The 24,887-nt window shown below is 37.5% G+C and carries 26 protein-coding genes and 1 tRNA gene; 8 read left to right on the top strand and 19 right to left on the bottom strand.

Going from position 1 to position 24,887, the window contains the following annotated elements; all coding sequences use genetic code 11:
• Positions 1 to 27 precede the first annotated feature (27 nt).
• From WCX87_RS08155 to WCX87_RS08110, 10 genes are all read right to left on the bottom strand, one after another.
• The gene (locus WCX87_RS08155; protein WP_345979119.1) at positions 28 to 1,563 is read right to left on the bottom strand and encodes a hypothetical protein; all 1,536 of its coding nucleotides are present in this window, start codon (positions 1,561 to 1,563) and stop codon (positions 28 to 30) included.
• Positions 1,564 to 1,570: 7 nt separating this feature from the next.
• A complete protein-coding gene (locus tag WCX87_RS08150) occupies positions 1,571 to 2,857 on the bottom strand; it encodes a M99 family carboxypeptidase catalytic domain-containing protein (RefSeq protein ID WP_345979118.1) in 1,287 nt (428 codons plus the stop codon).
• Between the two features lies 1 nt (position 2,858).
• Positions 2,859 to 3,821 carry a L,D-transpeptidase family protein gene (locus WCX87_RS08145; protein ID WP_345979116.1) on the bottom strand — a complete coding sequence of 321 codons (963 nt, stop codon included), beginning with the start codon at positions 3,819 to 3,821 and terminating at the stop codon, positions 2,859 to 2,861.
• The gene (gene era, locus WCX87_RS08140) at positions 3,818 to 4,693 is read right to left on the bottom strand and encodes a GTPase Era (RefSeq protein WP_345979114.1); all 876 of its coding nucleotides are present in this window, start codon (positions 4,691 to 4,693) and stop codon (positions 3,818 to 3,820) included. Before era ends, WCX87_RS08145 begins: the two co-directional genes overlap by 4 nt.
• 8 nt (positions 4,694 to 4,701) lie before the next feature.
• Positions 4,702 to 6,030 (bottom strand): HslU--HslV peptidase ATPase subunit, encoded by a 1,329-nt coding sequence (gene hslU, locus WCX87_RS08135; RefSeq protein ID WP_345979112.1) that lies wholly within the window; start codon positions 6,028 to 6,030, stop codon positions 4,702 to 4,704.
• Complete coding sequence (gene hslV / locus WCX87_RS08130) at positions 6,030 to 6,575, bottom strand: ATP-dependent protease subunit HslV (protein ID WP_345979111.1); 546 nt, start codon at positions 6,573 to 6,575, stop codon at positions 6,030 to 6,032. The genes hslU and hslV overlap by 1 nt, the downstream gene beginning before the upstream one ends.
• Entirely contained in the window at positions 6,575 to 7,021 is a 447-nt protein-coding gene (gene rplI, locus WCX87_RS08125; protein ID WP_345979109.1) for a 50S ribosomal protein L9, read from the bottom strand. Before rplI ends, hslV begins: the two co-directional genes overlap by 1 nt.
• A 17-nt stretch (positions 7,022 to 7,038) precedes the next feature.
• The gene (locus tag WCX87_RS08120) at positions 7,039 to 7,776 is read right to left on the bottom strand and encodes a ferredoxin-thioredoxin reductase catalytic domain-containing protein (RefSeq protein ID WP_345979108.1); all 738 of its coding nucleotides are present in this window, start codon (positions 7,774 to 7,776) and stop codon (positions 7,039 to 7,041) included.
• A gap of 11 nt (positions 7,777 to 7,787) precedes the next feature.
• Entirely contained in the window at positions 7,788 to 9,026 is a 1,239-nt protein-coding gene (locus WCX87_RS08115) for an argininosuccinate synthase (protein ID WP_345979107.1), read from the bottom strand.
• A 102-nt stretch (positions 9,027 to 9,128) separates the two neighbouring features.
• The gene (locus WCX87_RS08110; protein WP_345979106.1) at positions 9,129 to 9,500 is read right to left on the bottom strand and encodes a flagellar protein FlaG; all 372 of its coding nucleotides are present in this window, start codon (positions 9,498 to 9,500) and stop codon (positions 9,129 to 9,131) included.
• 152 nt (positions 9,501 to 9,652) lie between these two features.
• Between WCX87_RS08110 and WCX87_RS08105 the strand changes: the two genes are divergently transcribed.
• Genes WCX87_RS08105 through WCX87_RS08095 form a run of 3 tightly spaced genes read left to right on the top strand, consistent with a single transcriptional unit; the run spans position 9,653 to position 11,375 of the window.
• Positions 9,653 to 10,849 (top strand): MFS transporter, encoded by a 1,197-nt coding sequence (locus WCX87_RS08105; protein WP_345979104.1) that lies wholly within the window; start codon positions 9,653 to 9,655, stop codon positions 10,847 to 10,849.
• Between the two features lie 3 nt (positions 10,850 to 10,852).
• On the top strand, positions 10,853 to 11,107 hold the full coding sequence (locus tag WCX87_RS08100; protein WP_345979102.1) for a hypothetical protein: 255 nt from the start codon (positions 10,853 to 10,855) through the stop codon (positions 11,105 to 11,107).
• Entirely contained in the window at positions 11,097 to 11,375 is a 279-nt protein-coding gene (locus tag WCX87_RS08095; protein ID WP_345979100.1) for a hypothetical protein, read from the top strand. Before WCX87_RS08100 ends, WCX87_RS08095 begins: the two co-directional genes overlap by 11 nt.
• On the opposite strand, the gene WCX87_RS08090 is transcribed toward WCX87_RS08095, so the two are convergent.
• From WCX87_RS08090 to WCX87_RS08065, 6 genes are read right to left on the bottom strand one after another with little or no spacing between them, the layout of a single operon-like run.
• On the bottom strand, positions 11,376 to 12,587 hold the full coding sequence (locus WCX87_RS08090; protein ID WP_345979098.1) for a peptidoglycan DD-metalloendopeptidase family protein: 1,212 nt from the start codon (positions 12,585 to 12,587) through the stop codon (positions 11,376 to 11,378). It lies immediately after the preceding gene.
• A complete protein-coding gene (locus WCX87_RS08085; protein WP_345979096.1) occupies positions 12,587 to 13,399 on the bottom strand; it encodes a cell division protein FtsX in 813 nt (270 codons plus the stop codon). Before WCX87_RS08085 ends, WCX87_RS08090 begins: the two co-directional genes overlap by 1 nt.
• Positions 13,386 to 14,057 (bottom strand): ABC transporter ATP-binding protein, encoded by a 672-nt coding sequence (locus WCX87_RS08080; RefSeq protein WP_345979094.1) that lies wholly within the window; start codon positions 14,055 to 14,057, stop codon positions 13,386 to 13,388. Before WCX87_RS08080 ends, WCX87_RS08085 begins: the two co-directional genes overlap by 14 nt.
• A complete protein-coding gene (gene trmB / locus WCX87_RS08075) occupies positions 14,050 to 15,228 on the bottom strand; it encodes a tRNA (guanosine(46)-N7)-methyltransferase TrmB (protein ID WP_345979093.1) in 1,179 nt (392 codons plus the stop codon). The genes WCX87_RS08080 and trmB overlap by 8 nt, the downstream gene beginning before the upstream one ends.
• Positions 15,228 to 16,610, bottom strand: a complete 1,383-nt coding sequence (locus tag WCX87_RS08070; RefSeq protein ID WP_345979092.1) for a hypothetical protein — start codon at positions 16,608 to 16,610, stop codon at positions 15,228 to 15,230. Before WCX87_RS08070 ends, trmB begins: the two co-directional genes overlap by 1 nt.
• Positions 16,558 to 17,526 (bottom strand): RluA family pseudouridine synthase, encoded by a 969-nt coding sequence (locus WCX87_RS08065; RefSeq protein ID WP_345979091.1) that lies wholly within the window; start codon positions 17,524 to 17,526, stop codon positions 16,558 to 16,560. Before WCX87_RS08065 ends, WCX87_RS08070 begins: the two co-directional genes overlap by 53 nt.
• Before the next feature lie 59 nt (positions 17,527 to 17,585).
• On the opposite strand from WCX87_RS08065, the gene WCX87_RS08060 reads away from it, so the two are divergent.
• From WCX87_RS08060 to WCX87_RS08050, 3 genes are all read left to right on the top strand, one after another.
• Positions 17,586 to 18,698, top strand: coding sequence for an FtsW/RodA/SpoVE family cell cycle protein (locus WCX87_RS08060; protein ID WP_345979089.1), 1,113 nt, complete (start codon positions 17,586 to 17,588; stop codon positions 18,696 to 18,698).
• 81 nt (positions 18,699 to 18,779) lie between these two features.
• Positions 18,780 to 18,856, top strand: a tRNA-Ile gene (locus WCX87_RS08055).
• A 40-nt stretch (positions 18,857 to 18,896) separates the two neighbouring features.
• Positions 18,897 to 19,550, top strand: coding sequence for a DNA/RNA non-specific endonuclease (locus WCX87_RS08050; RefSeq protein ID WP_345979087.1), 654 nt, complete (start codon positions 18,897 to 18,899; stop codon positions 19,548 to 19,550).
• 11 nt (positions 19,551 to 19,561) lie between these two features.
• Here WCX87_RS08050 and WCX87_RS08045 read toward each other — a convergent pair whose 3' ends face one another.
• From WCX87_RS08045 to WCX87_RS08035, 3 genes are all read right to left on the bottom strand, one after another.
• Entirely contained in the window at positions 19,562 to 20,233 is a 672-nt protein-coding gene (locus WCX87_RS08045) for a hypothetical protein (protein WP_345979085.1), read from the bottom strand.
• Positions 20,234 to 20,505: 272 nt separating this feature from the next.
• A complete protein-coding gene (locus WCX87_RS08040; protein WP_345981105.1) occupies positions 20,506 to 20,874 on the bottom strand; it encodes a methyl-accepting chemotaxis protein in 369 nt (122 codons plus the stop codon).
• Between the two features lie 761 nt (positions 20,875 to 21,635).
• Positions 21,636 to 22,019 (bottom strand): PAS domain-containing protein, encoded by a 384-nt coding sequence (locus WCX87_RS08035; RefSeq protein WP_345979083.1) that lies wholly within the window; start codon positions 22,017 to 22,019, stop codon positions 21,636 to 21,638.
• Positions 22,020 to 22,254: 235 nt separating this feature from the next.
• Between WCX87_RS08035 and WCX87_RS08030 the strand changes: the two genes are divergently transcribed.
• Together WCX87_RS08030 and WCX87_RS08025 are read left to right on the top strand one after the other, a co-directional pair.
• The gene (locus WCX87_RS08030) at positions 22,255 to 22,947 is read left to right on the top strand and encodes a response regulator transcription factor (protein ID WP_345979082.1); all 693 of its coding nucleotides are present in this window, start codon (positions 22,255 to 22,257) and stop codon (positions 22,945 to 22,947) included.
• Positions 22,944 to 24,866, top strand: a complete 1,923-nt coding sequence (locus WCX87_RS08025) for a sensor histidine kinase (RefSeq protein WP_345979081.1) — start codon at positions 22,944 to 22,946, stop codon at positions 24,864 to 24,866. The genes WCX87_RS08030 and WCX87_RS08025 overlap by 4 nt, the downstream gene beginning before the upstream one ends.
• The last annotated feature ends 21 nt before the right edge of the window (positions 24,867 to 24,887 follow it).

Genomic DNA, 24,887 nt, shown 5'->3' with positions numbered 1-24,887 from the left:
TATAAAGGTAGTCTTCAATATTTATTTTCATAGTATTTTTACCTTCAATTCACTAATGTACTTTTTCTCTTTCATATCATAATCTATACTTTCTAAAGAGAAACTGTATTTATTAGTCTTTGATTTTGTCAGATATTCAAGTAACTCTGTAATCTTTTTATCTGTTGTTGAGACAAGAGTAAATACAAAGGCTTTTTTCCCATCTTCTTCATCGTAACCGATATCACTCAGATTAATTGAATATTTATTCAGATCTTTTGTCAGCTCTGCAAGATGTTTTGCTTTCATCGGATAATTGACTTTGACTTCTCTGATCTTCATCAGAGTATTCTTTTTATTGTTATACTCTTCTTGTTCCGCATCTTTAAGTTTTTGGGCTTCTACTTTATGTGCTTTTTTAAGTTTTATAGTTGCTTCTCTGGTTACTCTCGTGTTGTGCACTTCATTATATTTAGCATCTAAAATTGCATATCTTAGACTCTCGGCATAAGCAAGGGACCAATTTGTAATAGGATATACCAGCCCTAGCACTAAAGCAGCAGATGTTAGTAAAATCAGTTTCCCACTTTCTCTTCTTGCAAAAGGAGGTGGTCTGTTAAACACCGTGAAGTTACATTCGTATCTTTGCTCACTAGGCATTGTAGTATAAAGGTGCATTAGAGCGTGTAGCTGGTTTACATGACCTGTATCAGTAGTGTATCCGTAATCAAAATCGAAATCACTCGACTTAATAGCTAGATATGTCTGGGAGTATTCATCTAGACCGGCAATTGTTGATAATTCGCTGCCGATAAAAATATGGTCTATCTTTTCAATTTCAAATGCTCTTTTTGCGTAAGTCAAGACATCACTAATGTGGAGAAATACTTCTGCAAAAAGCTTAATGAGATGTTTTTGGTACTCTTTATTTGTAGTTGCCAGTCCCTCATTTGATAGTATCTGAAGGAAGATTTCAAAAGGAAGTTGTTCACCTAGAAGTTCACAAAATCTTTGATGGATCTCTTTTAATGAATATTTTAGAGACTTCGTATAGACAAACTCATTCTCGTTATAGATAGTTAAAAATGTATCATCTTCTTGAAAATATATAAAACAATGAACACCCGCATCATCTATGATCTCTTTAGAATAAAGACTTTTTAATAATAAAGGCGCAGGAAGTATCTGATCGATATATTTTATGTCTTCTATGACATCTTTAAAATCTTCGTCTATTGTAAGTGGATCGACAACGAAAACATGAAAGAACCTGTTACTCTCATCTACGTTATTATACGCTTCTATATAGTTTGTTTTATACGAGATCGCCATATCAAGGGCTAAGTCTTCATATACTTTATTTTCTATAACATCAGGTAAATCATCTTCCGGTATATTTTTACTTACACTTATAAGTGCACTTATAAAGCTTTTTGTACCAAGGTAAGATATAGCGTATTGACTTTTAGAATATCCAGGCTCTAGCTCTTTACTTAGGTGACTAGATATGCTTTTGTAATATTCTCTCTTATATGGATCAACAGATATAACACTTGTAAAGCTCTGCTGTTTTTCTTGATTCATTTAACACCTACCTAAAATTAACGACAATCATTCCACAGAATGAATTCTTATCATAAAACTCGATACGAAATCTCTTTTTATGATCATCTATTGAGTAACTTTTATCTAAAGACTTATAGTTAATGTTTAAATCGCTCTCATCTTTGTGCTTTTTATCTGTAAATCCGATGACATTTACTCTCATGTCATTAGTCTTCATTACAGTAAAATCGTCATTCACAAAAAATTCTGAAGCGAATTTAAATTGTTTAACTTTTCCGTCTACTTTAATAGAAACATTAGAGTCGATATTTTTACAAAGATCAAAAGTTTGTCTATGTAGTGTCGTTACCCTTTTGTTTCCAACATATAAATCAAAAGATCCATTCTGTGTTTTTACACTCCCAATTGAACTAGAAAACACAAAATCGTTATAACTCGATTGTAGCGGAATAAAACTTAAAGATTTTTTTATATCCTCTAAATTTAGGTAAATATTGCCATTTATAGTAATAGTTCCATAATTGTTTATAATGTTTGAGAGCTCTTTTGAATTAAGCTCAAAGTCCCTTTGGTAGTGAATATTCATGATATTCATAAACTCTTCGATAGCGTTCAATTGGTAATAGACTTTCTGTGATAGACTGGATAGGTTCTTACTTGTTTCGATTGCAAAAGCCGGTTTATTATGAGTTACCGCAAAATAGGTAAGCGAGTGTTTCATCTCTTCATCATCAAACTTAGTATTGGTGTTTTTTACGTTAAACATATGATGATTTTCTAAAAGGTTCTTGTTTATATTTAATTTTACCTGCGTAGCTATCTTGTCCATATCATTATAAGTAGTGCTGTTCTTTAGATCACATTGATCGATCACACACGTCTGTCCCCATGATTTAGGGTTAAAGATAGTTCCGTAGTCTTTGTTTCTATAAAAGCCGTGGCCGTCGTGGAGATTTATGATCAAGGTCACATTTTTGTCGAGTATGATCTTCTTTATATCGGAAACAATATTGAAATCGGGATCGTTTTTATCGATTTTTAAAAACTTGCGATTCATATCCCCGTATAAACCTCTCTGATCGGCTTGGATACTTTTTGCATTTAGATTTGGGACGATCCAGAGATTGCCTGATGTGATTTTGTAGTGTGAAGCGAGTATAGCAGCTGAAAAATACCCGCCGGGTTCATTTCCGTGTATACCGCCTATGACTAATAGGGTGTTATTGTTATCAGTTCCACTTTTTTTTATGAAGTTAAAATCATAGGCCTGTACGGATATATAAAGAGCACATAGTGCGATAAAAAAACGCATATTATCTTTCTGTTAATATTTTTATTTCAGAATCATTTAGCTTCACGATCAATTTTTTATTGCCTGAAAACGAAAAACTCTCTGATTTATACTTTTCATTAAAACTAATCTCATAAATATTCTTTTCATAATTCGGATAAGGGATTACGGAGATATCTGTAAACTCTATAGTTTTTTTCTCATTTTTATTAAAGACACGAGTTTTATATTTTTTAAACTCATCTATCTGCATGCCGTCAAAGCGCTTGAATGATTCATCATAAAAACTTAGATATTTGTTTACGTCATTATATATCCAAGAGTATCTCCACTGATAGAGTTGCGAGAGTATAAGGGCTAAATCATTTTTTGAAGGATAAGTCTTTATCTCTGTATCGTTTATTATGAGTAATGTCTTATCATAGTTGATAGTCTTGTCTAAACATACGATATCGTCATTTCCTATAGCGATACAGCCTTTTGTAAAGTCATCTCTTTGCTGATTCGTCGGCAGACCGTGAATCCAGATACCGTGGCCGTCTTTGTTGTTGTATCTGTCGTAGAGATTCGGATATGAAGTGACAAGCGCCAATGGTCCGTAAAAAGAGTCGACTTTATCGATCTTTTTTACGATGTTGTATATACCTACAGGTGTTCTTAGATCACCTTCAGTCATCTTGTCTCCACTGTATTTACCAGTAAAGGCACTGTAGTTGTTTATTTCATGGAAAGTATTATTTTTATCCATTACATGAAGTTCCAATGAAGAAGCTTTTTTATTACATGTAAGGATGTCCATATCTGTTTCGATATATCCATACTTTGTATCAGATGTACTTAATACCTTATCCCAATACGATTTATCGGATAGCTCAAGATCCAGTCTCTGTTGGATCCCTTCAATACCGTTTAGTCTATACTGCGTCAATATATCTTGTGCAAAAGCAAGATTTACAAATGCTAGAACCAATAAAACCTTTATCATTTATATCCTATCTCCTCTAAGAATTTTTTATCGTTCGTCCAACCTTTTTTTACCGAAACAAAAAGATCTAAAAATGCTTTCTTACCGGACAGCTGCTCTATCTTCAATCTTGCACCTTTGCCGATACGCTTGATCGTACTGCCGCCGCTTCCGAGTATGATCCCTTTTTGGCTCTCTTTTTCAAGTATGATAGTCGCACGTATATGGTCTATATTGTTTTTTTCATCTATCTTATCAATGATGACATCGGATTCGTATGGTACTTCATCGCTTACATTATCGAAAATCGCTTCGCGGATGAACTCTCTGTAGATATCTCTTAACATCTCTGTCGTGATATCTTCAGGGTCATAAAGATACGGTGATTCGTCAAGGTATTTTGCGATCGTGTCTAGAAGGTCCTTATGTCCCACTTTTTTTGATATGCTTACAGGTATCAAGGCTTCAAATTTATCCGAGTACTGGTTGTAACTGTTGATGCGTTTGAAAAGTTTCTCTTGAGAGACTTGATCTATCTTACTGAGAACAACGATGTGTTTCTTTCTGCCGCCGTTTATCTTTAAAAATTTTTCATAATGTTCAAGTGAGTCTGTAACAGGAGAGAGGTAGACGATAAGATCACAATCACCGATAGCTTTTAGAGCCTCTTCAAGCATAAACTGATTGAGCATCTTCTCTTTTTCATGCAGACCCGGAGTATCTACGAAGATGATCTGTGCATCACCGTGCATGACTATCGCGTTTGAACGTCTTCTTGTCGCATTCGCTTTTTGTGAGACCATTGCGATCTTCTCTCCCAGTAGGGAGTTCATTAATGTACTTTTACCTGCGTTTGGACGGCCGATCAGTGCTACGAAACCACATTTGCTCATATTTACCCTTATAGTATATATCTTGATAGATCTTGATTCTCAACAACAAGATCAAGTTTTTCATGAACAAGTTCCGGCGTGACTACATATTTTTGACCGCTAAACTCATCGGCATTGAAACTTACATCTTCTAAAACTTTTTCAAGTACGGTGTGAAGACGTCTTGCACCTATATCTTCTGTTATCTCATTTGCTTTGTGCGAGACCTGAGCGATGGCTCTTATCGATTCTTCGCTGAACTCTAGTTCGACACCCTCGACACTAAGCAGTGACTTGTACTGACGAAGCAGAGAGTTCTTTGTCTGGACAAGTATCTTGTAAAGAGATTCCTCATCCAATGATTCAAGTTCGACTCTTAAAGGAAAACGTCCTTGAAGTTCAGGGATAAGATCGCTTGGTTTACAAAGGTGAAATGCACCGGCAGCGATAAACAGGATATGGTCAGTCTTTATAACGCCATATTTTGTCGTAACGCTGCTTCCTTCGACGATAGGAAGCAAGTCGCGCTGGACTCCTTCTTTGCTCGGATCGTTTCTACCTTCACTTTTAGAGTTGACTGCGATCTTGTCTATCTCATCAAGAAAGATGATTCCGCCATCCTCTGCACGTCTTAAAGCTTCATTATGGATATTCGTCATATCAAGAAGTTTAGAACTCGCTTCTTGGCGAAGAAGCTGTTTTGCATCTTTGACAGTGACCTCCATAGAGTTGTTCTCTTTTGAAAGTGAGGAAAACATCTGTGTAAAAGATTCTTGGACTTTTACCATCTCCGGAGGAAGGTTCGTATCGTTAAACTCAATAGACGTTTTTGCCAGATCAATCTTAATGACTTTATCATCCATCTCGCCTGAGACGACTTTGTCCTCCATCTTTTTTAAAAGTTCTTTATACTCGGCTTTTTTTTCATCAGAAACTGAAGAAGAGAGCGGTGGAAGAAGCTTTTCAACTATCTTGTTGATAATATAGTTTTCTATCTTTTCAGCGTTTTCTTCCTCTTTTTCTGCTTTTACGATCGAGATCGATGCAACGACAAGGTCTCTTATCATCGACTCGACATCCCGTCCGACAAATCCTACTTCCGTGTATTTACTTGCTTCGACTTTGATGAACGGGACTTTCATCATCTTTGCAAGACGGCGGGAGATCTCAGTCTTACCGACACCGGTAGAACCTATCATCAAGATGTTCTTTGGCATGATCTCATCTTGGATATTTTTATCGAGCTGCATTCTTCTATATCTGGTTCGAAGTGCTAAAGCGATGCTTTTTTTAGCATCTTTTTGACCTATGACATAGTTGTCAAGATAGTCTACGATCTCTTTTGGAGTCATATCCATCAGTCGTTTTCCTCTAATGTAAGTGTTTTGATGTTTTCGTTTGTATAGATACAAAGCTCTGCTGCGACCTTTAGACTCTCTTTTACTAACAGCTCTTCATCCATATCCACGACGTGGCGTTTGAGTGCACGTGCTGCAGAGATGGCGAAGTTACCGCCACTTCCTATGGATGCGATCTCGCCGTCTTCAGGTTCTACGACATCACCGTTTCCAGTAAGAATAAAGATATGCTCTTTATTTAAAACGATCATCATCGCTTCTAGGCGACGCAGAACTTTGTCTTTTCTCCAAGCTTTGGAAAAATCGATAACAGCTTTTAGAAGGTCACCTTTTCTGTCTGTCAAATAATCTTCAAACATCTCAAAAAGGTTAAAAGCATCGGCTGTACTTCCGGCAAATCCGGCTAGTATCTTGCCGCTATAGAGGGTTCTGATCTTTGTGGCATTGCCTTTTAAGACACTGTTGCCGAATGTCACTTGACCGTCACCGCCTATAACCGCTTTATTTTTACCCTTATAGGCAAGTATCGTCGTTGCGTCGAACATTATTCACCGACAACGTCTACATGTAAAGTCGCATGCAGGCCGTGTCCCAGTTTAAAATCTATATCGTGTTCACCGACACTTTTAATGTTTTCTTTTGAAACGATATGTTTTTTATCTATTTCGATACCGTGTTGTTCTTGCAGTGCATGAGCAATCTCATCTTTTGTCACTGCACCGAAAAGATGGTTGTTTTGTCCCATCTTTTTCGTGATCACGATCTCAAGTTTGTCTAGTTTTACAGCTAAAGCTTTTAACTCTTCTATCTCTTTAGCTTCATCTTCTTGACGTTTTCTTTCTTGGGCAGCATGCTTAGCTAAAACTTCATTTGTAGCTTGCTTAGCGAAGCCTTTTCCGATCAGGAAATTTTGTCCGTAACCGTCTTTGACCTCTTTGATCTCTCCGGCTTTACCCAAGCCTTTTACATCTTTTGTTAACAATACTTTCATTATTTATCCTAAATTTATTAACGTTCTATCGTACCGCCGTAAGAAACTATACCATGTGTAAGGTTACCTATTTTAGTGTAACCCATATCTTTTAATATTCTTGCAACGTGAGCACTTCTGCTTCCGACGTGGCAGTAAACGATGATATTTTCATCTTTTTGCAGTTTTGATTCGTTTAATGTGTTAAAGAAACTGCTTGTAGGGATCAATTGGTCTGCACCTTTGATATGACCCATTTGCCATTCCATATGCTCACGAACGTCGACAAGTTTAAAGTTTACCATTCCAAGTTCACGTGCTTCAAGTAGTGATACAAGTTCGTCAGAATCCAGTTCGCTGTTGTTAACTAAAACTTCACATTCCTCTTTTGTCAGACCGCGAGAGTGTTGGTGAACGACCTCTTCCATACCAAGTTCGATTCTTTTCTTAGCAGCGTACTCAGGAGTACAGAAGATCTGACAGTGACATACACCCTCAGTAGGGATCTCTTTTTCAATAGCAGGAGTACAAGGACAGATTCTGTCTTCAACGCTTCTCGGTTTTCCATCTACTTCCTCAACCATAAAACATGGACAAAATCTTTTGTTATACATCATCTTGTTACGAGCAAGTCCCATTTGGACACCTTCGTTGATCATGTCTTCAGGATTGTATTCCCAGTTGAATTGGTTGATTACTTTATCTGTAAAACGAACAGTTTTTTCAAGCTCAGCTTGAAACTCCGGTGAATTCATATCTATCTTGATTATACTCATAATACTTTCCTTTAGTCTTTTTTTCTAGCTTTACCCTCGATAATGAAACGTAGGGCATTTAATCTGATGAAACCTTCTGCATCTTTTTGGTTGTAAACAGTGTCAGCTTCAAATGTAGAGTGGGCTTCAGAGAAAAGTGTTTTTGGTGAAGTTCTACCGACTACCATAACATTCCCTTTGTAAAGTTTCAGTCTTACATCGCCTTCAACATGCTTTTGCGTGTTGTCGATAAGTGCTTGAAGTGCTTCACGCTCAGGTGAGAACCACATACCGTTATAGATAAGTTTTGCATATTTTGGCATGATCTCATCTTTTAGATGCGCAGCTTCACGATCAAGTGTAATCGATTCGATAGCACGGTGCGCTTTTAACATAATCGTTCCGCCCGGAGTCTCATAACATCCGCGAGCTTTCATACCGACATATCTGTTTTCAACGATATCAATACGTCCGATTCCGTGTTTATTTCCATAATCGTTAAGTTTTTTAAGAAGTGTCGCTGGAGACATCTCTTCACCGTTAACAGCGATAGGATCACCGTTTTTATAGCTGATAGTGATGTATTCCGCCTCATCAGGAGCATTTACAGGATCAGTCGTCCATAACCACATTGAATCTTCCGGTTCTGCATTAGGGTCTTCTAAGTGCAGCCCTTCGTAAGAGATATGAAGAAGGTTTGCGTCCATTGAGTATGGACTCACTTTTGGATTTCCGTTTTCATCTATATGTTTTTGAGAGATCTCGATGCCGTGCTCTTTCGCATATGAAAGAAGTTTTTCACGAGAGTTTAGATCCCATTCTCTCCAAGGAGCTATAACAGTGATATCAGGATTAAGCCCTAGGTATCCGAGTTCGAAACGTACTTGGTCGTTTCCTTTTCCTGTCGCACCGTGACTGACCGCATCAGCGCCCATTTTGTTTGCGATTTCGATTTGTTTTTTTGCAATAAGCGGTCTTGCGATAGAAGTTCCTAAAAGGTATTCACCCTCGTAGATCGTATTTGCTCTGAACATTGGATATACGTAGTCACGAACAAACTCTTCACGAATATCTAGAATAAAGATGTTCTCTGGTTTAATCCCCATTTTAAGTGCTTTTTCACGTGCAGGTTCAACCTCTTCACCTTGCCCAAGATCAGCCGTAAAAGTAATGACTTCAGCTTTATACTCATCTTGAAGCCACTTTAAGATCACACTAGTATCTAGCCCGCCTGAGTAAGCTAAGACTACCTTTTTTACCTCTTTTTTCATACACAAAACCTCGTAATAGATAAAATAATATGCGTGATGTTACAACAAAATAGATTAAAAAATAGTTAGTGGAGGAGGAGTAGACAAAAAGGATAAGTTTCCTTATCCTTTTGTATCGAATAGTATTCCTGTAAATTCTTTCATTTTTGGTAAAAATTCTACGGCTTGTTCAACCGGAAAACGTCTTATCATCTTTTGATCTTTAGAATCTATAACCGAGACATAAAATGTATCTTGTGTATCGACACCAAACTTTATAGATGTATTAAACGGGCTTAATGCCTCATTCATTTTTTTGACCAAAGCGTTCACTTCATCTTCTGAAGTAATCTTTTTTGTCGGATGCATATCTTCTTTTTGCATCTGCTGAACTACAGTTGCTTGATGCGTCTGCTCTGCCGCAGCTCTTCCTTGAGCACTTGGATGAGACATTTGTGAGACTTGCTGTCTTGCGATGTTTTGTAAGCCGTCCATGGCACACTCCTTATAATTTAAGAATATCACTCTGAATTTACTATCGACAGTTAATTTAAAAACTTTAGCAAAAAATGAATTTTATTTAACATTTTTAAATTCTTTACATGTAGTGTGTAAAAATTATAGCTATTTTTGATACTATGCCGTTTATGAAACAATATCTAGAATTATTGAAAAATGAATACGTTTTAAGACGTTTGTCGACCATACAGCTTATCTCCTATTTCGGTGCTTGGTTTAGTAATGTCGCAATATATACTTTGCTTATAGAGATGAACGTATCGGCAGGCGTCATCGCACTGGTAGCTGCACTTCACTTTTTGCCCGGTGTCTTACAGGCGCCTCTGAGCGGGACACTTATAGACAGACTTGACCCCAAAAAGCTTATGCTCACACTTTTATCGATCGAGATCATCTCCACATTGTCTCTTTTGCTGGTAACCGATGTCTCTTTATTATGGCTTTTGTATATCATCATATTCATAAGGATGGGAGCTGCAAGTTTTTATTTTACTGCGGAGATGTCGCTTCTGCCTAGAATACTGAAACATGATGTACTCAAACAGGCAAACGAAATACACTCGATCATCTGGTCTTTTTCATATACGGTCGGGATGGCAGTCAGCGGATTTGTAGTATTTGCACTCGGCGTTAAAACGGCCTTCATTTTGGATGCACTTTTATTCTTTACAGGTTTTTTACTTCTTTTCAATGTTCAAATAGAAGTGATCGTCACAAAGTCCAATGAATCACTCATCAAGATGATGAGAAAGACATTTACATATCTAAAAGAGAACAGACATGTTCTGCATCTTATGCTTGTCCATTCTCTCGTGGGGCTTACATCTTTTGATGCAATAGTCGCACTTATGGTAGATAAATACTATTCAGCCGTAATCGCTACGGCATTGGCACTTGGTCTTATGCACTCTTCAAGAGCTGTCGGTCTTGTTTTTGGTCCGATGTTTTTAGGAAAGTGGATAAACGACAAAAGACTGTTTTATCTGTTTATATTTCAGGGGAGTGCACTGCTTATCTGGTCATACGTGATGGAGTACTTTTATCTTTCACTGCTTGCATCGGTATTGGTGGGCTTTTTTACGACGACACTCTGGTCATATAGTTATACGCTGATACAACATAAGACAGATAAAGAGTACTATGGTCGTATAGTAGCATACAACGATATGATATTTTTGACAGTTGCATCGATAACTTCTCTTTTAACCGGAGAATTGGCTAAAATTGGGGTTCCATTACAAAGTATAATAATCTATATGGCAGTAGCCTTTTTTATGAGTTCACTCTACTATTTCTGGATCTATAAAAAATATATGAAGGAGTAATCTATGGTCTCTTATGCAGTCATAGGCGGTGTTCTTTTGAATATCGGAGCATATCTAACCTACAAAGGCAAGATATATGAGTCTGTCATAGCATTCCTTCTAGCGGATATGTGCTGGGTGATCATGGCCTACGAGAAAGATGATTATCTAGGCATGTTTTTTATCATTGTCGGAGTCACTTTCGGAGTGCTCGCTTTTTTAAAGATGCAGACAGGAAAGATGCGAAAAAATTTAAATAGGAATGAAGATGATATATAAGTCTCATGGACATGAGTTAGATCTAACAAAGATAACAAGGCTGTATCCTGCAGTACAAGTAGATGTTCACGGTGAAATAGCACAGGTCTCACTTGAATGGGCTGAATTAAACGGTGACAAAGTAAAGTTGGCGAATTATGTCTTAGTGTTTGATTTCGACCCTCTAGGCGAGGTCGTTAAAAATAGGGTAGAACTGACTTTTTCTACTAAAGAGGAACTCTTTGACGAGATGAGAAAAGTCGATGCTTTCGTCAAAGAGCAGAACTGATCAAAACAGTTCTAACGGGTTAATATGATAATTTTTTTGCGTTACTTCAAAAACCAGTTCATCGTTTACACGTCCGATAACTGAGCTTCTTCTGATCTTTTTCCCTTTTTTGATATCAGGTGCTATCTGCGAGAGGTTTGCATAGATCGTATGTAAGCCGTTATCGTGTTCGACGATGACGACATTGTCTAAAAGAGGTGTGCTTTTAGCAAAGATCACTTTTCCGTTAAACACGTTTCTAACCTTTGCGTCTTTCTCTTTAGGTGCCAGCGAAACGGATTCATTGAATATTTTTATATTATAGATCGGGTCTGTATAGTTCCCGTATTTTTTAGTCACGGTATATCCGTCAAGCGGAGCTATCGTCTTAGTACCTCTGTATCTTATTGTCTTTACGCTTTGATAGCTGCTTCCCACTTTTTTGACTTTAGGCATGTTTGTCAGATCGACGTCGTTCATCGCCTGTTCTTGCTGTTCTTTCTCTTTTGCTCTTTTGATCTCATCAACTTTGATGATATTTAAGTTAGCTAGAGTCTGTTTCAAAGAGTCTTGCTGTTTGAGGATCCTTTCTAAAGCGATCTTGTAGTTTTGTTTGTTTTTCTTTAAGTTGGCAAGTTCATTTTCATTTTCTTGTTTTGTCTGTTTGAGTTCTTTACGTTTTTGGTCGATAGATGCGATCTCGTCTTTGATAAGGTTACTCTGCTTTTCTAACGATGCCATATACTCGTTGTTCTTAAAAAACCTTTCATTAAGGTCTTTAATATCCATATCCGTCTGTTTTGCCAGTATCTTAATGATCTCTTCACTCATGATAGAATCAACGCTGGTACTCTCTTTTTTATCCATCAGTATCGTTAATGATGCCATTCTGGCGATGTTGAAGATCAGTTTTTGTTCTATATCCTCTTGATCTTTTTTAAGGTTTGACTGCGTTGTAGAAAGGTTTTCAAGTTCAGAAATATTGGTTTTGTAAACATCCTCTTTTATCGCAAGCTCGATCTCAAGTTCTTTGAGCCTTTCGAGCTGCCTTTTGATCTCTTGCTTCTGCTTTAGGATCTCTTGTGCATTTTTCTGCATCTTCTCATGAATAGAGGAGTACTCACTTTTTTTACTTTGGATAGCCGATGCTGTACTTTTTATTTTTTTGTCAACAGTTGAGGCATTGGCAAAAAGAGGAAAAAAGATAAGAATAAAAGATAAAAATAATCTCATCATACCTCTTCTTTATATCCTATGACTATCATGCTTGCAAGTAAGATAGAGATAGTTATGGAGACAATACTTAAAACGCTGCCATCGCTTACAAATTTGAATATGTCTATATCTATACCTATGACATTTAGCTGTGCTTTTGCCCATGCTGTTTTTGAGATGACATAAAAAAGCGCTATGGCAAAGATAGATGAAAGCAGGGCATCTACAATGGCGAGTCTGAAAAGAACGGCACTGCGTAACCATACAGGTGCTCCGAAGAGTCCCATGATATTCATACGTTCGCTGTGTTTAAACTGCCATATTCTCATCTCTTTTGCGATAAGAAGTACAGTAACGACCAGTATTACCAGTGCAAACAGCTGTGTGATCCCTTTAAAGAGCAGAAGAAGTTTGTAGACCGTATCGTGGTTATTTGAGAAATCTTCCACTTTCGTGATCGTATTGTTTTTCAGCATCTTTGCCGTTAAGTTCTTGATCTCGCTTGGAGAAGGGAATGTCTTTAGGTGAATACGGTAAAACTTCGGCATAGAGATCTTAAGAAGGTCTATGTTCTTTTTGCTTATATTCTTTTCAAGTTTTGAGATTATCTCATCTGCTGAAAGCTGTTCTATCGTCTCTATATTTGTGCTGTATTGTTTAAATGTTTCATCAGTGATCGATGTATTGGCAACGACTATCATAGAATAGTTGGATGATAATTTTACCTCATAAGCTTTTAGAGCTCTATCGTTGATAATGAATATCTGAATAGCAAAGAGAATAGAAAATAGTGCTAATATAAGTGAAAAGTGGTTTTTAAGTGACTTCATATATTGTTCCATATTCGATGTGGAGATGTTTATAGTCGATCTTCATAGTCTCTGGGATATGGTGCGTTACAACTATGATAGTCGTCTTTAGCTGAGTGTTCGCACCCTCAAGCAGGTTCCATATCAGTTCTGATGAGTACTCATCCAGATTCCCCGTAGGCTCATCAGCAAGGATAAGGATAGGGTTATGCGAAAGTGCTCTCGCCATTGCTACACGCTGTTGCTCCCCACCGCTTAGTTCAAGCGGATATTTTCCCGACTGGTGGTTGAGTTTGACATGGTTTAAAAGCTTATGAACCTGCTGTTCGCTTACGCTCTTTTCATATCCGCCGATGATCAGCGGCAGCATAACGTTTTTCTCGATAGTCCACTCTTTGACGAGTTTATAATCCTGAAAGACTATCCCGATATGCTGTCTGAGAAAGTTCAGTTTTTTTGAACTGATATTGTTGATCTGTGCGCCGCCGACGATCAGGCTTCCCTGAGCAGGTTTAAGTGCACCGTAAAGTGATTTTAGCAGAGTTGATTTACCGCTACCGCTGGCTCCTGTAATAAAGGTGAAACTGCCTGACTCTATCGAAAATGAGGCCTGGTTTATGATCGTCTCGTTTTTATTATATGAAAGGGTTAGATCCTCTGCTACTATCACTTTATCCATGTAACATCTCTTTTAAAATTTGGTGGGCTTTTATATTTGCCGATGATTTTAAAGGCGGCTTTGGAAAATATCTTGTTTCGTTTTGACTTATCAGTACATAAAGATGTTCCGGTCTGTCAAAGCTTCCCATCGATATTCTAAAGAGCATCGCATCTTTGTCTTCGACATTATATACTCTTTCTACGTGTATAAATCCGTCTTCAAATCTTTTGATGACAGAGTTGAGCTCCTGAAGTTTGTCAGCTCCCGTCTGCACAGCTTCAAAACTAAAGTCACCCTCTACATGTAAAGGTTCGCTCTCTTCATCATTTATCATTGTGATGTCATAGATGTTTTTTTCCATCTTACGCCAGCGGTCTTCATATTTGCTGACGATAGCGATATCCTGGTTCTTGTTTATCTGCAGCTTGACTTTTGTGCGAGAGATAAACGTCTCATACGAGTAAGCATAGTAGTTCTCACTGTCAGTTCTGAGTTCCAGTTGTCCGCCGACTTTAAGGACTCTTGTCGCTTCGTCTAAAAACTTTTTAGAGATCACACGGCGATGAGGTTTCTTGTCCCAAGGCACAGGAAAGTGGACATATATCTTGCCGACGATGTTTGATGGGACCTGCTCTAAAAAGAGTCTCGCATCATAGTCAAGAAGCAGAAGATTATCCAGCTTGTTTATACTTATCTGTTTAAGTACCTGCTCGATAGAAGGGCGGTGTATCTCGATCCCAATAAAGAGGATCTCAGGATTGCTTTTTGCCTGATGCAGGATATGTCTTCCCGAGCCGAAACCGACCTCTATTCTTACCTCTTTGTCTGTAGGAAAGTTCGATGCGAAGTACTCAATATCTTTAAGTGCTGTCACATTGTCCAGGTGAATATTTTTTTTACCGTCGATCACATTTGATGCAAGTACATCCATGCCCGAGAGTTTCGCGTATGATAAAAGTGCCTGATGAACCAAGTATGTTGATGAGGGACGTGTTATCTTATCTGTCTTGAGAAGACTTTTTCCTTCATCTTGTATGGAAAGAAGAAAAAACTCCTGTCCATTTGTATCAACGGCGATCAACTGCTCTTCGGGATGTTTTACATTTTTTGCTAAAAAATTAAATGTATACTCCCCGTTTTTAGAAGGGAGGTCTATCTTTTTAAAACTTTCTACATGTAGATGCGGCATTAGAGCGTACTCGTATCAAGGTCAGGTGCTGCTTCTATAGAATTCTTTTGTGCAGGCGGTGTATTTACTTTTTTCTCTTGTGGCATCGGTTTGTCTTCCATCATTTTTTCATCTTTTTGTTCAACATAAGGAGGCAGGTCGTCTGATGATACTCTGACTTCGCTGCTAGGTTCAGATGCGATGTTGTTTTCATCAACTGCTACGACTTGGTAGATATATTCTACTCCTGCATATATGTTGGCATCGCTAAAGTTTGTTACCGGGATCCCTTTTATCTCATCTACGTGAGAGTCAAGCCATCCTTTTTTTGCTGTCTTGATGATCGTATAGCTTTTTGTTCTCGGGTCTACTTGTGACCATTTTAGTTCGACTCTGTTGTTTACGATCTTTGCGCCGATAACTGCAGGTGCTTTTGGTTTTGGCAGAGTAATACCTTGAAGAGCCGGAATGTTCTGGTCACTTTCCAGACCGTCTTTGTCGACGACAGTCACTTTATAAAAATACTGTTTACCGTCTTCATCTACAGCATCCGTAAACTCGTTGTTGCTCAGTTTTGCATAGTAATCCAGGCTTCCCGTCGCACTTGTTCCTCTGTAGAGCTTGTAGTAATCGAAATCTTTTGCATTACTAGGATCCCATGACAACTGTATCTTTTTAGGCAGGTTGTTTGTGATATGCAGACCTTTGATATCCAGTGGAAGAGGTTTTGTCACTGCTTGTATGATCAGACTCGGAGTTGAGACGATATTGTCATAAGTGACTGCTTTTAGTCTGTATTTGTAGACCTGCCCGTCATCTAGGTTTGTGTCGATATACTCGGCATTTAGTCTGCCGTCTATTTGTGCTATTTTTGTAAAGTCTTCATCTTTTAATGATTTTCTCTCTAAGATATATCCGCTTACTCTAGGGTTTGTGTGTGGTCTCCAAAGTATTTTTACGCTTCTTGGCATGTTTTGTATGCTTTGTATCCAAGCAACAGACTGTAGTACAGGCAGAGTGTTTACACTGACAGTCGGAGATTTTTCACTTTGAGCCGCAGACGAAAAAGTTGTAAAAAAGTATTGGTATTTTGTATCCGGTTTCACGTTGTTGTCTACATAGTGCGTTGCAAAACGGTTGGTAATAGTAGCGTATCTAGTGATCTGTGAGTCACTTTCGCCAGGATTGCTTCTGTAAACATATATACCGTTGACTCTCGGATCTTTCGTGTCTTTCCATTCAAATGCGACTGATTTCATATCTTCTATATGACCGTTTAAAGATATGACAGGCAGACTTGTATCTATGGCATCTTCGTTTGCAGGTGTCGGTGTACTAGAAACACAACCGCTAATTAGAAGTGCTGAAGCCGTGCCTAATGCTATCAGGTTTAATATTTTCATTAAAATTCTCCATATCAAAGTTTTTCTCTATAAATTGTAACATATCATTGTCTAATGAGGCTGTGAAATACTGCGTTGTTTTCATCGTCGGATGCACAAAATATAATAAATAAGCATGAAGCAAGATATGTTCCGTCTTATCTTTCTTATCTTTTACTCCATAGAGATGATCACCTACGATATGTCTGTTGAGTTTTTCAAGGTGGACCCTTATCTGATGTGTTCTTCCTGTAAAAAGCTTACATGTAAGAAGCTCACAGCTCTCATCTTTGCTCAGAAGAGTCTTTTTAAACTCGGTTTTTGCATATTTCCCGTGAGACTGGATAGCCATCTTCAAGCGGTTGTGTGAGCTTCTTGCTATGGGTTCTTCGACGACAGTGATATCATCTTTTAGAGGAGGTGTGCTTATCGCAAGATAGTATCTTCCCATAGTCTTGTCTTGAAGCTGAAGAGAAAGTGCTTCATGGGCTTCGTTTGTCTTTGCTATGACCATAGCTCCGCTTGTCCCTTTGTCAAGTCTGTGGACGATACCGTGACGCTCTTCACCGCTTATAGTCGAGAGTCTGATCCCTCTTTTTTTCAGCCAGTCGACAAGTGTCGCTTCTTTTACGCTGGGAGCAGGGTGTACTGTCACACCTGAAGGTTTGTTAATGACAAGCAGGTCATCGTCTTCATAAAGTATCTCCACATCGAAATCCACTTTTAACGGTGCACTCTCTTTAGCTTCGGGAAATGTGACTTTGATCTCTTGTCCGGGCTTTAGTTTCACACCCGGTTTTGCGACTACTTTCCCGTCTACCGTTACGGCATTTTGTTTTATGAGTTGTACTATTTGCGATCTTGTCTGTCCAATTTCATCAGTTAAAAATGCATCTAACCTTTGTTGCTCTTGGATCGTGTATATTTTTTCATTCATTATTAAATAAGTACCTTTGTATGTTACAATCTCATAATTTTTTTTAGGAGTTGTGCAGTTTGTGGAGAATTGATAGGCGAATTTTAGCACAATTTGATTTTATTTCCATCATATTCATTATGCCTCTTATATTTATCTCACATTGGCTCATCGGCGAAGTCGTCCCGATGTTGGCACAAAAGCATACGGCTTATGTCTTTTTTGCTTTTTTGGCTTTTGCAGTAGTATTTTTTCTGCCGATAAGACGTATGAACTGGATGATCCCCATTATCTACTGGATCAACATCCTGCTTCTTGTCGCTGTGGAGTTTTTCGGTCACTCTCGTCTGGGTGCAAAACGCTGGATCGAGATACCTTTTGTCCATGCGACCATACAACCATCAGAGTTCGTAAAACCCGCACTTATCTTAATGCTCGCATATCTTATAAGTAAAGCTCCGCCTCCGCCAGACGGTTATAGAATCAAAGAGTTTTTAAAGATATCCGCATATATTTTACTCCCCTTCATACTTATAGCAAAAGAACCTGACTTAGGTACGGCTATGGTCTTGGTTATGATCGGTTTTGGAGTCCTTTTCTTTGTAGGAGTATATTGGAAGATCTGGGCTACTATCTTTGTAGCCGTCGTACTGATGTTTCCGATAGTCTATACTCAGTTGCTCCACGATTATCAAAAACAGAGGATATTGGATTTCGTAGCTGAAAAACCCTCTTACCACGTACAGCAGTCTATTATCGCCATCGGTTCGGGCGGTTGGAGCGGTAAAGACAAAGATGATGCAACACAGACACAGATGCGCTTTCTGCCCATTGCTACAAGCGACTTTATATTTGCATATGTAGTCGAAAGAACGGGTTTTCTAGGCTCTTTATTTATCATAACGATGTATATCCTTTTGATACTGCATCTCTTTGCCGTTAGTGTATATCATGATGATTATTACATCAAGGTCGTGGCCTCGGCCATCGCATTTATGATATTTATCTATATGAGTGTCAATATAGCCATGACCATGGGACTCGCACCCGTCGTAGGGGTGCCTCTGCCTATGTTTAGTTACGGGGGAAGCAGCTTTTTGAACTTTATAATCCTCTTTGCCGTGATGGAAAATCTTGTCTCATTCAGGTTCAAAGATTCATACGACTCACGCGGCACAAAAAGTTTTTTATAGATTCACAAAAATTTCAATTTTCTTTAATAAATATCTAGTATAATTTCGGTCTCAAATAAGTGTTCACTTACTTGACGTGGAGGGTTTTTAGCTCAGTTGGTTAGAGCTCTCGGCTCATAACCGAGCGGTCCGGAGTTCGAGTCTCCGAGAACCCACCACCTACAACTTCCTAAAATGTGAAATTCCAAAACTTTTAAAATGAAATTATTTTTTCTCTTAATAACTACGATCTCCTTATATGCAACAGATATATCTGATTATATCAATAAAAATAATTGCAGTCAGATCATAGATAAATCAATATTTACAATATGCTATGACTATAAACTAAAAGGCGCAAAATATGTGGCTTATAGATTAGACGGTTCTCTTGTGAACAGTACTAATATAAAGAAACGCCCTAGATTCTATACAGAAAAAAATCTACCTAAACAATACCGTTCAACTAGTAAAGACTATGTCAATAGTGGCTATGACAGAGGACACTTAGCAAATGATGCCGATTTTGATTATAGTGAAAAAGCTCTCCGTAAAACATATACGATGGCCAACATCATTCCTCAAGCTCCAAAAGTAAATCGTAAGACTTGGATTAAAGCAGAAAAATATGAAAGAACAGTTGCTTCGGATTTAGGTTCAGTTACTGTCATTAATGGAGTTATCTATTCTTCCGATCCAAAACGTATAGGTAAAAATGAAGTCGCTGTTCCGGATGCTTTTTGGAAGATGATCTATAATGATGAAAAGAAGTTTAAGAAGTGTTTTTACTATAAGAACGATTTAGATGTGCTCGTTAGGCAGGATCGATTAAAATCCCATCTGGTTGATTGTAATCAGCTTGAAAACAATTAACATCTATAGGCTCACTTTTCTTGATCAGTAGTCGTATTATTTTCTACTTGTGAGCAGTTAAGCCACTCCGAGTTTTTAAAAAATGTTGTATCGTAAGAGTTGTGATATACAGTTCCTTTATCCGAGTCTATAAACAGGGATCTACCGCCACGTAGGACTTGTTGTTTTCCATAAACCCATATATCTATACTGCCATTGGCATTTTTGGGATTACAATGATATTTTTCCATAGGTTCCCCAATAGCCTGAATCAGGTTCTGCTTTGACATACCTTCATAAACCAATCTGGCTTTCTCTTCATCTTCATTATTTTTGAGGGCATCTAGACCTGTCATTCTGAGAAAAGGAGCTGTGCCAATTGCTACGGGAATGAGTGGTGCATAGATCAGTGTCTCACCGACAGTATCTGCAGTAGTAGCCCCATTTTTATTGGAAGAGTCCGCAGGTACCGTACTTTTCCATATGCGTTGTATCTCTGTGATGTCGGAGATTTTTATTTTCACCTCTTTTTGATCCTTATCAGTTACGATGACATATTCCTGATTCACAAATCCTTTTACGATCCCTGTCCCGTCAAGTCCTCTAGCTTTGACAGCAATAGTTTCATTTGCAAAGCGAGACGATATGACTTTCTGCAGTGCAATGCTGGGGATTTGTTTTACTTCAGACTGTGTGAATTTCAAGGAATCAGTTGTTGTAGAACAGGCATTTATTAGTATAACGGTACTCAGAGCATATACGGCTAATAAATAAGTTTTTGACCTGAAAAACATTGTATCTGTCCTGATAATGATTTGATTAGAATCGATTATATAAAACTTTGTTCATTATTTGCAAATCTTTTTTTATTATTCCATTACAAAGAGAAGATTATGATTATTAATATTTTTAAGCGGACACATCCCTTTACAGCATCATAAAAATATGATGGACAAAAAAGGGAGTGTTATGAAGACTATTTTACTAAGTTGTTTAGCATAGTGATGATCTCATCCATTTTGCTGCTTACCGCATTAACATCATCTGAGATCTCATTTACTTCATCTGCATTTTTATTGAGTGCATCCGAACTGTCCGAGATAGACTGGATAAGCACATTCGTCGTTACAGCAGTCTCTGCAAGACTTTTCTGCGTGCGTTCTGCGAGTTTTCTGACTTCATCGGCAACAACGGCAAAACCGCGTCCGTGCTCACCTGCACGTGCCGCTTCGATGGCAGCATTGAGGGCTAGAAGATTCGTCTGTTCGGCTATATCGCCGATAGTCTGCAGTATGACTTTCGTATCATTTGCATTTTGTACCAATGCTTGAAGATTACTGACCATCTCATTCTCTTTTAGAGACACATCGTGAATACGCTGCACAATAGAGTTTATCATATCTTTAAAGTCTACGATCGTCGTGTTAGTGATGTTTTCTATCGTATGGTTCAGCGTGGTTGCCGATTCGATGATCTGTTTATTTGAGTCTTCATTTTGTTTTTGCATATCTTCAAGAGACTGGCCCAAAGAGTTTACATTTTCTAAAAGCTCAGCCATCTTTGCTTCGACATTGATCTTACTTCTGGCCTGAAAAGAGCCTTTTGAAAAACTTTTTAGGGTCTCTATCGCATTATCAAGATTCTTTTCAGATGAATCTATCATGTTGTTCATACTGTTTCTAAGTACATGGACATACGGTGTCTTTGTATCTGCATCAACTCTACATGTGTAATGACCTTTTGAGACTTTGTCCGCTAGAAGCACCATCTCTCCGGCGACTTTTGTATCGGCGAGTACCGTATTCTGGTAACTTGTGATAATCTTATTAAAGTTTTTTTCCGCTTCATCGGTCGGATTCTCGTTAAGATCGATCTTATTTCTTTTAAACTCTATCATCTCGACAAGTTCTAAGCTTTTTTGGTTTAGAGTTTTAGAACTGTTTGAACCGGTACGTGTATATACTGTAATGACTACAATCAATGCGGCAATCGCTAGTATTGCCTGTATAAGAGTTGAAGTCGTTAAAAACAATGACGCTATCAAGACGGCGAATGCTATGGTCGTGATTATGTTTTTTTGTAAATTATTCATTTAAATAGTACCCTCTAGCTTAATGTCGTATATAGATTTTGAGCTGCTTCGATCTCTTTTTGTGAAGCTTTTCTTCTACATGACATAAAGCGAGGTTCACGAGTTATAGGATCTTTCATCGGATAAACAGTTGCATATACCCAGTAATATCCGTTATCTTTTGTCTTATTTTTGACATAGCCTGTCCAGATCTTTCCTTCTCTTACTGTATTCCATAGGTCTTTGAACGCAGCTTTAGGCATATCCGAATGACGGACAATGTTGTGGTTTTGATTGACTAGTTCTTCTATTGTGTATCCTGCGATTTTACAAAAATCATCATTTGCAAATAAGATCCTTCCCTTGTCATCGGTCTGTGAAACTAAAAAGTCGTCATCTTTTAATATATATTCTTGCATTACTTATCCTACTTTCTTAAGTTTAAACCACATCATAGTATCGAGTCATGTGGTCTATCATCTTGATTCATATCAAGGTAATATATTCTATATGCATATAAAATACTAAGTGATAGTTTAGTTAATGCATATCATTCCAAAATCATGAAATAAGTTATTTAGAAGTATGGATGACTCGTGATATGAAAATGATATACTTTAGATACTATAAAAAAATAAATAAGAGAGGGCACTCTTGAAAAAGCTGACTGACAGGTTGAAATATTTAAATATTCTTTATGCAGAAGATGATGATGTCGTTAGAAAAAACACGGCAAAAATATTTGACCTGCTTTGCAACAAAGTCTTTCAAGCAGACAATGGTAAAGATGCTCTACAACTATTTAAAACCGAGCAGATCCATATTGTTATCCTTGACTACAGTATGCCCGTGCTTGACGGTGCAAAAGTTGCCAAAGAGATAAGAAAGATAGATAAGACCGTACCGATATTCATAACTAGCAGTCATACTGAAAAAGAGAAGCTTCTGAGTGTTATTGGCTTAAATCTTGTCTCGTATCTGGAAAAACCGATAGATTATAATGCTCTTATGGACTCACTAAAAAAGTCTGTGACAATTTTAGAAGAAAACTCTAGGATTACTCTTCCCTTATGTGAAGGGGTGACTTACAATTATTTAAATAAATCTCTCTTAATCGATGATCGGGTTGAACCTCTTAGTAAAAATGAAGTCGCTTTTTTAGAACTTTTGATCCAAAAAAAAGGAAGTATTGTAAGTAATGAAGAGATAGAAGATACCATTTTTGCAAAATTGACAGATCTCAATACTCTCAGAAACATGGTCTACCGTCTTAGAAAAAAGATAGGTACTGAAAATAATATTATTTTAACGATCAAAGATATAGGCTACCGCCTAGAGATACAATGAAACTTTTTATTATATGTTCGTTCATTATCTCAAATCTGCTTGCTCATGTCATACAGATCAATGATCGGTTTACATCTATCGATTCATCAAAATCGCAAATAACAATAGAAGACAGGAACGCTTCATTAAAAAAAGAAGATATCTTTCAACTGGATTCTAACTACAAAAAATCTACAGCTTCATATACAAAAAGTGTATTTTGGACAAAAGTGGACTTAATAAACACAACCGACAAAGACATCGCTTTGGTACTGAGAAACCCACGGGCAGGGATGGATAAGATAGATGTGTTTGTATATAAAGACAATAGACTTATGAGCTCATACCTGCTTGGAGACTTGAGAGAACAAAAGCATAGAGTGCTGTTATCGATACACAGTGCGTTTTATGTCACTTTACCGCCCCATGTACCCATTACGATAATCTCCAAAATGGAAAATCTAGGTCCCTTGAGTCTGAATTGGGAAATATTCAACACAAGTGTATATTCATATGACAACAGCATAGAACTATTGTTATACGGATTGTTCGGAGGAGTGATTTTTGCACTTTTGATATACAGTATTACGATGTTCTTTACGATCAAAGATCTGTCATTAGTCTTTTATACACTGCATTCATTCTCTTCTATCTGGTTTATCTATGCGATATCGGGTATCTTTTATATGTTGGACATCGGTTTAAATCTATACTTTTTGAATGTGAGTACTTGGAGTGCCGCTTATCTGTTAATAGCTATGCAGGGTTTTTTTGTAATCTATTTTTTTAAACTCAATAAGGATAAAAATATATTTTACACACTGCTCTTATTTTTGTCTTTTTTGAACACTGCTATCTCTATTGTAATGCTGTACCAAATGTTTGATCATAGTTGGATAGAAGATAACCTCTATTTTAATGCAGGGATATATTTAGAGATATTGTTAGTCTTTATCTTTTCTTTATATGCAGTTTATAAAAAAAAGAGTGGTTCAATCTGTTTCTTTGTAGGTACGAGCATCTACTTGGTCTCGATTATTTACACGGCAGTTTTGATGATGAGTGATGAGGGTATGTCGTATATATCCTCTTATGTGATGATGAGTGACGACGGTATGTCATATCTATCCTCTTATGCTTTGCTTTTCGGGCTTTTTTTCGACTCCATATTTATGTTCCTGGCTTTACTTAGAAGAATTAAGATCATAAAAGAAAATAATGAAGCAAGAGAGCTCATAATGATGGAGGAAGCAAGATTCACCTCTATCGGAAAAAACTTAGGAAATGTCGTACACCAATGGAAAGGTCCTATCTCTCAAATAGCTTCATATATGACCTATTTTGAAGCTGTACTGGCAAGAGAAAACAAAGAGTTGCTGTACAAGGAAGTAAAGGAGAATCTTCCGAGCATTAAAGACAATATCGAATACATGAACGGTGTGGTCTCTGAAGTCTATCAGTTCTATTCGCAAAACTCTAAAGTATCCGTATTTGATATCAAAGAACAGATAGAACTAGTGACAAGAATCTTAAAAGACAGGCTGATACTTTCCAATATACGTGTAGATATAGATTGTGACATCACTATAAAGATCACTAACTATAAACAATCATTTGCAAATATTCTTATGATATTTTTTGACAACAGTATATATGAACTGGAGACAAAAAAGATCAAAGACCCGTACATAAGGATTAAAATTTTTGTAGATGACGATCATGTAAATATCTTTTTCAGTGACAACGCGGGCGGAATAGAAGCAAAAGATATACATCATATCTTTGATCATTCATATTCATTAAAAGGCCAAGAAGGCTCTGGAATAGGTCTCTATTTGGCAAAAATGCTTGTAGTTGAGAAGATGGGCGGAAGACTCTCAGTCTCAAACAGTGAGGATGGAGCCATTTTTAAAGTAGAACTTCCGACAATGATAAAGTAAAATAGTTTCAACTCTTTATTT

Origin of the sequence: Sulfurimonas sp. HSL3-2 (assembly GCF_039645965.1) — a bacterium.
In the GTDB taxonomy this organism is placed as follows: domain Bacteria; phylum Campylobacterota; class Campylobacteria; order Campylobacterales; family Sulfurimonadaceae; genus Hydrocurvibacter; species Hydrocurvibacter mobilis.
This window is presented reverse-complemented; position numbering and strand designations above follow the sequence as displayed.

Bases quoted from the DNA above. Each gene is read 5' to 3' on its own strand.
- WCX87_RS08100 (WP_345979102.1), top strand. From the start codon at position 10,853: ATGGTCTCTTATGCAGTCATAGGCGGTGTTCTTTTGAATATCGGAGCA.
- trmB (WP_345979093.1), bottom strand. From the start codon at position 15,228: ATGCCGCATCTACATGTAGAAAGTTTTAAAAAGATAGACCTCCCTTCT.
- WCX87_RS08120 (WP_345979108.1), bottom strand. From the start codon at position 7,776: ATGAGTATAATCAAGATAGATATGAATTCACCGGAGTTTCAAGCTGAG.
- WCX87_RS08035 (WP_345979083.1), bottom strand. From the start codon at position 22,019: ATGCAAGAATATATATTAAAAGATGACGACTTTTTAGTTTCACAGACC.
- WCX87_RS08040 (WP_345981105.1), bottom strand. From the start codon at position 20,874: ATGGTCAGTAATCTTCAAGCATTGGTACAAAATGCAAATGATACGAAA.
- WCX87_RS08080 (WP_345979094.1), bottom strand. From the start codon at position 14,057: ATGGATAAAGTGATAGTAGCAGAGGATCTAACCCTTTCATATAATAAA.
- WCX87_RS08095 (WP_345979100.1), top strand. From the start codon at position 11,097: ATGATATATAAGTCTCATGGACATGAGTTAGATCTAACAAAGATAACA.
- WCX87_RS08145 (WP_345979116.1), bottom strand. From the start codon at position 3,821: ATGATAAAGGTTTTATTGGTTCTAGCATTTGTAAATCTTGCTTTTGCA.
- era (WP_345979114.1), bottom strand. From the start codon at position 4,693: ATGAGCAAATGTGGTTTCGTAGCACTGATCGGCCGTCCAAACGCAGGT.
- rplI (WP_345979109.1), bottom strand. From the start codon at position 7,021: ATGAAAGTATTGTTAACAAAAGATGTAAAAGGCTTGGGTAAAGCCGGA.
- hslV (WP_345979111.1), bottom strand. From the start codon at position 6,575: ATGTTCGACGCAACGACGATACTTGCCTATAAGGGTAAAAATAAAGCG.
- WCX87_RS08115 (WP_345979107.1), bottom strand. From the start codon at position 9,026: ATGAAAAAAGAGGTAAAAAAGGTAGTCTTAGCTTACTCAGGCGGGCTA.
- WCX87_RS08090 (WP_345979098.1), bottom strand. From the start codon at position 12,587: ATGAGATTATTTTTATCTTTTATTCTTATCTTTTTTCCTCTTTTTGCC.
- WCX87_RS08105 (WP_345979104.1), top strand. From the start codon at position 9,653: ATGAAACAATATCTAGAATTATTGAAAAATGAATACGTTTTAAGACGT.
- WCX87_RS08110 (WP_345979106.1), bottom strand. From the start codon at position 9,500: ATGGACGGCTTACAAAACATCGCAAGACAGCAAGTCTCACAAATGTCT.
- WCX87_RS08025 (WP_345979081.1), top strand. From the start codon at position 22,944: ATGAAACTTTTTATTATATGTTCGTTCATTATCTCAAATCTGCTTGCT.
- WCX87_RS08085 (WP_345979096.1), bottom strand. From the start codon at position 13,399: ATGAAGTCACTTAAAAACCACTTTTCACTTATATTAGCACTATTTTCT.
- WCX87_RS08050 (WP_345979087.1), top strand. From the start codon at position 18,897: ATGAAATTATTTTTTCTCTTAATAACTACGATCTCCTTATATGCAACA.
- WCX87_RS08065 (WP_345979091.1), bottom strand. From the start codon at position 17,526: ATGAATGAAAAAATATACACGATCCAAGAGCAACAAAGGTTAGATGCA.
- WCX87_RS08070 (WP_345979092.1), bottom strand. From the start codon at position 16,610: ATGAAAATATTAAACCTGATAGCATTAGGCACGGCTTCAGCACTTCTA.
- WCX87_RS08155 (WP_345979119.1), bottom strand. From the start codon at position 1,563: ATGAATCAAGAAAAACAGCAGAGCTTTACAAGTGTTATATCTGTTGAT.
- WCX87_RS08150 (WP_345979118.1), bottom strand. From the start codon at position 2,857: ATGCGTTTTTTTATCGCACTATGTGCTCTTTATATATCCGTACAGGCC.
- hslU (WP_345979112.1), bottom strand. From the start codon at position 6,030: ATGGATATGACTCCAAAAGAGATCGTAGACTATCTTGACAACTATGTC.